Source organism: Phenylobacterium sp. (genome assembly GCF_016793285.1).
Lineage (GTDB): Bacteria > Pseudomonadota > Alphaproteobacteria > Caulobacterales > Caulobacteraceae > Phenylobacterium.
In genome coordinates this window covers 1-5037 of record NZ_JAEUMO010000141.1, presented here as the reverse complement: position 1 = coordinate 5037, position 5037 = coordinate 1, and the positions used below count along the sequence as shown (strand labels likewise).

The window sequence follows — 5037 nt, the reverse complement described above, 5'->3', positions numbered from 1 at the left end:
ACCTGGCCGAACGGCTCGCGGGCGCCGACGTCAGCGTCACCATGCTGGCCCGCGGCGTGCCGGTGGGCGGCGAACTCGACTGGCTGGACGACGGCACCATCGCCCAGGCGATGCGGGCGCGCCGGCCAGCCTAGAGCGCGCCCCACGATCAGACGGAGTCGGCGGCTTCCCTGATCAGGTTGGCAATCTCGGCCGGATGCGAAGCCAGCGAGGCATGGCTTGCGCCAAGGGTAATGGTTTTGCGCGGGTCCATACGCGTGGCCATACGCTTCTGGTTGTCCGGATGGATCATGCGATCTTCACTCGACACCTGATACCAGGTCGGCTTTTTCTTCCAGGCTGGCGCGGTGACATTGTCACCGAAAGTTGTGGCCAGGGGAGCTTTCTGGGTTACCGACATGATCCAAGCTTCATCCGCACTCAGATCTTGACAGAAGCTCTCGTGGAACTTGTCGTAGCTGATCCACAGGTAGCCATCGCTGTCGGGCGCGAGGTTCGCCGCTGCGGCTGGCAGAGCTTCCTGAGTAATGCCGCCGGGACTCTCACCCACATCCGGAGCAAATGCCGCGATATAGACAAGACCTGCGACGTTCGGCAGGTCGCCAGCTTCGGTGATTACCGCTCCCCCGTAGGAATGGCCGACAAGGATGACCTTTCCTTCCTGCTGCCTGACCATCTTTCGGGTGCGTTCGGCATCGTCAGCCAGCGACGTCAGCGGCACTTCAACAGCTCGCACACGATCATAGCCCTGCCTGGAAAGTTCTGTGATCACCTTTGCCCAGTGCGCCGCGCCGCCCCAGAATCCGTGAACGAGAACGATTGTTGTGTCTTTTCCCATAAGCGAACCCTCTCGGAAGGAAATTGCCGACCAGCTTATTCAGGGGGGACAGATTTATCGGATCAGTCAAGGTGTATAAATGACGGACAGATCCAGAATATTTTAAGAAAATGATGGCGATGGGTGATAACGACACATTATAAGAAGCGATGGAATCAATCCATCGCGAGGTCGAAAGGATCGACGTCTTCTCGTTCGCGCATCTTTTTCGACATCCATGTGCGTCTTCACCTTCTGGAGGATGAGCGAAGTCTCTGGGGTTCTGGAAGATCCGGTCCGCCGTCTTCGCGCTCCGATCCACCGGCATGATCTTCCCGATGATCAGGCTCCAGCGAACACGGCGCGGCTTCGAGCCCCGGCTGGCCGCGGCGTCACGACTCGTGCTAAGGAACATAGCATGAACGCGCTTCTCTTCGTCGCCATCCTGATGGCGCTGGTCGCCGCCGCCGCGGTCACCTGGGCCCTGCGCGAGCGGGGCCGCGCCAACGCCGCCGAGCTGAAGGCCAGGCTGGTCGAGGGGCACGGAGACCTGCTGGCCGCGCAACTGACGCAGCAGGCGTCCAGCCTCGCCGAGGAGATCCTGAAGCGGAACGAGGAGCAGGTGCGCAGCCGTGAGCAGGTGGCGCAGGCGCGCCTCGAGGCGCAACTGAAGCCGGTGGCCGCGAGCCTGGAGAAGTTCCAGGCGCATGTGAACGCCGTCGAGCAGAAGCGGGCCGAGGACCACGGCGGCCTGAAGGAGCAGATCCAGAGCCTGCTCGCCGCCTCCGCCGCGACGCAGGACGAGGCGCGCAAGCTGTCGGCGGCGCTGCGGCGCGGCGCGGGCGTGCAGGGGCGCTGGGGCGAGCAGACGCTGCGCAACGTGCTGGAGGCGGCGGGGCTCTCGGGCCGGTTCGACTTCGAGGAGCAGACCTCGACCGACACCGAGGAGGGCCGCAGGCGGCCCGACGTCACGGTGAAGCTGCCGGGCGGCGGCCTCTTCGTGATCGACGCCAAATGCTCTCTGAACGCCTTTCTGGAGCTGCAGGACGCCGCCGAGGACTTCGCCCGCGACGCGGCCGGGATGCGCCACGTCCAGAGCGTGAAGACCCACATCCAGGGCCTGTCGGCGAAGGCCTACTGGGACCAGTTCGAGGCCTCGCCCGATTTCGTCGCGATGTTCGTGCCGCTGGATTCGGCGCTGGCGGCGGCGCTGGACCGCGCCCCCGACCTGATGAACGACGCCATGGACCGGCGCGTGGTGATCGTGACGCCGACGACCCTCTTCGCGCTGTGCAAGGCGGTGGTCTACGGCTGGCGCGTCGAGGAGCAGGCGGCGAACGCGCGGCTGATCGCCGATCTCGGCAAGGAACTCTACAAGCGCATCTCGGTGATGGGCGCGCACGCGGGCTCGGTGGGCAAGGCGCTGGAGGCGGCGGTCTCGCGCTACAACCAGTTCGTGGGCTCGCTGGAGACCCAGGTGCTGACCCAGGCGCGGCGCTTCGAGGACCTGAAGGTCGACCACCAGGGCAAGGAGGTGGCCGAACTCGCGGTCGTGGAGACCGGCATCCGCCCGCTCACCAAGCTGCTGGAGGCCGAGGCGCCCACCGTCCGGCTCGCGGCCAGCGGCGAGTAGTCGCCTGCCGCTTGTCCCACCTTGACGCTCAACTATCCCCCGCTTACCTGCGCGCCATGGCCCTTCGCGAGATCATCGTCGTACCCGATCCCCGCCTGAAGCAGGTGTCGAAGCCCGTCGACGTCGTCGACGACGCGCTGCGCGCGCTCATGGACGACATGCTGGAGACCATGTACGCCGCGCCCGGCATCGGCCTGGCTGCGATCCAGGTGGCCGAGCCCATGCGCGTGATCGTCATGGACCTGGCCCGCGAGGGCGAGGAGCCGCAGCCGCGCTTCTTCGTGAACCCCGAGATCCTGTGGGCCTCCGAGGAGACCGCCCCCTACGAGGAGGGCTGCCTGTCGGTGCCCGAGATCTACGACGAGGTGGAACGGCCGGCCCGGGTGAAGCTGCGCTACCTGAACTACCAGGGCGAGCAGGTCGAGGAGGACGCCGAGGGCCTCTACGCCGTCTGCATCCAGCACGAGATGGACCACCTCGACGGCGTCCTCTTCATCGACCACCTGTCGCGCCTCAAGCGCGAGCAGGCGATCAAGAAGGTGAAGAAGCAGGCGAAGGCGGCTTAGGGGCAACCTCCTACACCGCTCATCCCCGCGCATGCGGGGACCCAGACTTTCCTTCCGCTGAGGCCATTCAACAAAGCCGCAGGCCGCCGCAGGCCCGCAAAAGCAAGCCTGGGTCCCCGCATTCGCGGGGATGAGCGGGTTTTGGGGTTAGTGCTTTTCCTCGTCCTTCGTTTCGTTCGCGCCCGACTCCACTTTGGCGACGCCTTCGCGGGCGCCGTCGGCCGCGCCCTTGAGGGCGGATTTCGTCACGTCGACCGCATCGCCCGCCGCGTCCTTCAGCTCGGCGCCGGCCTTCTTCACCTCGGGACTGTTGGCGGCGTCCTTGGCTTCCTGGCCGACGCGGTCGGCCGCGGCCTTCACGTCGCTGGCCGTGTCCTGCTGCTCGGCCTTGGTGCAGGCGGCCGTGGCGAAGGCGAGGCCGAGCGCGGCGGCGATCATGATCCTGGAAATGGTCGGGCTCCCTCGAGGCTTCGCCGGGTGAACGGTCGCGCTTGCGGGCAAGTTCCCTTGGCCGCCGCGGGCCGCTAAGAGCGGGCGGATGCGCCTCGCTTTCCTCGGCACGCCCGACTTCGCCGTCACCGCGCTCGCCGCCATCGTGGCGGCCGGGCATGAGGTCGTCTGCGCCTACTCGCAGCCGCCGGCGCCGCGCGGACGCGGGCACGCGCTGAAGCCGTCCCCGGTGCATGCCTTCGCCGAGGCCCACGGCATCGCCGTGCGGACGCCGGCCTCGATGCGCGATCCCGGCGAGATCGCGGCGTTCGCCGCGCTGGACCTGGACGCCGCCGTCGTGGTGGCCTTCGGCCAGATCCTGCCCGGCGCGGTGCTCGAGGCGCCGCGACTGGGCTCGTACAACGTCCATGGCTCGCTCCTGCCGCGCTGGCGCGGCGCCGCGCCGATCCAGCGGGCGATCATGGCGGGGGATGCGCTCACCGGCGTCCAGGTCATGCGGATGACGCAGGGGCTGGACGAGGGGCCGGTGCTGTCGAGCGCCACCGTGCGGATCGGCCCGCTGGACACCGCCTCCACCCTGCACGACCGCCTGGCGGCGGCGGGCGCGGAGCTGATCGTGCGCACCTTGCCCGAGATCGAAGCCGGGACCGCCGTGGCCGTGCCTCAGGCCGCGGAGGGCGTGACCTACGCAAAGAAGATCAGCGCGAAGTTCGCGCGGCTGGACTGGACGAAGCCCGGCGCGGTGCTCGACCGCAAGATCCGCGGCATGTCGCCGTTCCCGGGCGCCTGGTTCGAACTGCCCACCGACAAGGGCCCCGTGCGGGTGAAGGCGCTGCTGTCGCGCTTCGAGGACGAGGCGGGCGAGCCCGGCGTCACCCTGGACGACCACTTGCTGGTCGGGACCGGCGAAGGCGCCGTGCGGCTGCTGCGCCTACAGCGCGAGGGCAAGGGCCCGCAGGACGCCGACGTCTTCCTGCGCGGCAACCCCGTGCCGGCGGCGACGAGGCTCGGCTGATGCCCCGCTACCGGCTCCTGATCGAGTACGACGGCCGGCCGTTCCACGGCTTCCAGGCCCAGGCCGACCTGCCGTCGGTTCAGGGGTCGCTGGAGCGGGCGGTGAAGGCGTTCTGCGGCGAGGAGATCCGGGTCGGCGCGGCCGGACGGACGGACACCGGCGTCCATGCGACGGGACAGGTCGTCCACGTCGACCTCGCGAAGGCCTGGCCGGCGGAGACCGTGCGCAACGCGCTCAACTTCCACCTGCTGCCCGATCCCGTCGCGGTGATCTCGGCCGAGGTGGCGGAGGAGGGCTGGCACAGCCGGTTTTCCGCGACCGAGCGGCGCTACCGCTACCGCATCCTGAACCGCATGGCGCCGCCGGCCCTCGACCAGGGCCGCGTCTGGCACGTGAAGAAGCCCCTCGACGCCGCGGCGATGCACGCCGCCGCCCAGGTGCTGGTGGGCCACCACGACTTCACCACCTTCCGCGACCTGGCGTGCCAGGCGAAGTCGCCGATGAAGACCCTGGACGTCGCCGCCGTGCGCCGCGAGGGCGGCGAGGTCATCCTCGA

At 68.4% G+C, this 5037-nt stretch carries 6 protein-coding genes and 1 pseudogene; 5 read left to right on the top strand and 2 right to left on the bottom strand.

The window, feature by feature from the left end; all coding sequences use genetic code 11:
- A pseudogene (locus JNL41_RS13370) lies at positions 1-134 on the top strand (recombination protein RecR); the annotation flags it as partial.
- 14 nt (positions 135-148) lie between these two features.
- On the opposite strand, the gene JNL41_RS13365 reads toward JNL41_RS13370, so the two are convergent.
- Positions 149-838 carry an alpha/beta hydrolase gene (locus JNL41_RS13365; RefSeq protein WP_293475682.1) on the bottom strand — a complete coding sequence of 230 codons (690 nt, stop codon included), beginning with the start codon at positions 836-838 and terminating at the stop codon, positions 149-151.
- Positions 839-1235: 397 nt separating this feature from the next.
- Between JNL41_RS13365 and JNL41_RS13360 the strand changes: the two genes are divergently transcribed.
- Positions 1236-2450, top strand: coding sequence for a DNA recombination protein RmuC (locus JNL41_RS13360; protein WP_293475680.1), 1215 nt, complete (start codon positions 1236-1238; stop codon positions 2448-2450).
- Between the two features lie 56 nt (positions 2451-2506).
- Entirely contained in the window at positions 2507-3016 is a 510-nt protein-coding gene (locus JNL41_RS13355; RefSeq protein ID WP_293475678.1) for a peptide deformylase, read from the top strand.
- Positions 3017-3163: 147 nt separating this feature from the next.
- Here JNL41_RS13355 and JNL41_RS13350 read toward each other — a convergent pair whose 3' ends face one another.
- A complete protein-coding gene (locus tag JNL41_RS13350) occupies positions 3164-3454 on the bottom strand; it encodes a hypothetical protein (RefSeq protein ID WP_293475676.1) in 291 nt (96 codons plus the stop codon).
- Between the two features lie 100 nt (positions 3455-3554).
- Between JNL41_RS13350 and fmt the strand changes: the two genes are divergently transcribed.
- Together fmt and JNL41_RS13340 are read left to right on the top strand one after the other, a co-directional pair.
- Positions 3555-4481 (top strand): methionyl-tRNA formyltransferase, encoded by a 927-nt coding sequence (gene fmt, locus JNL41_RS13345; RefSeq protein WP_293475674.1) that lies wholly within the window; start codon positions 3555-3557, stop codon positions 4479-4481.
- The coding region (locus tag JNL41_RS13340) for a tRNA pseudouridine synthase A (protein ID WP_293475672.1) at positions 4481-5037 on the top strand (557 nt) is incomplete at its 3' end. The genes fmt and JNL41_RS13340, both read left to right, overlap by 1 nt.

What these genes read in the sequence shown, in the direction of transcription:
- fmt (WP_293475674.1), top strand. Translation starts at nt 3,555, where the DNA reads ATGCGCCTCGCTTTCCTCGGCACGCCCGACTTCGCCGTCACCGCGCTC.
- JNL41_RS13365 (WP_293475682.1), bottom strand. Translation starts at nt 838, where the DNA reads ATGGGAAAAGACACAACAATCGTTCTCGTTCACGGATTCTGGGGCGGC.
- JNL41_RS13355 (WP_293475678.1), top strand. Translation starts at nt 2,507, where the DNA reads ATGGCCCTTCGCGAGATCATCGTCGTACCCGATCCCCGCCTGAAGCAG.
- JNL41_RS13360 (WP_293475680.1), top strand. Translation starts at nt 1,236, where the DNA reads ATGAACGCGCTTCTCTTCGTCGCCATCCTGATGGCGCTGGTCGCCGCC.
- JNL41_RS13350 (WP_293475676.1), bottom strand. Translation starts at nt 3,454, where the DNA reads ATGATCGCCGCCGCGCTCGGCCTCGCCTTCGCCACGGCCGCCTGCACC.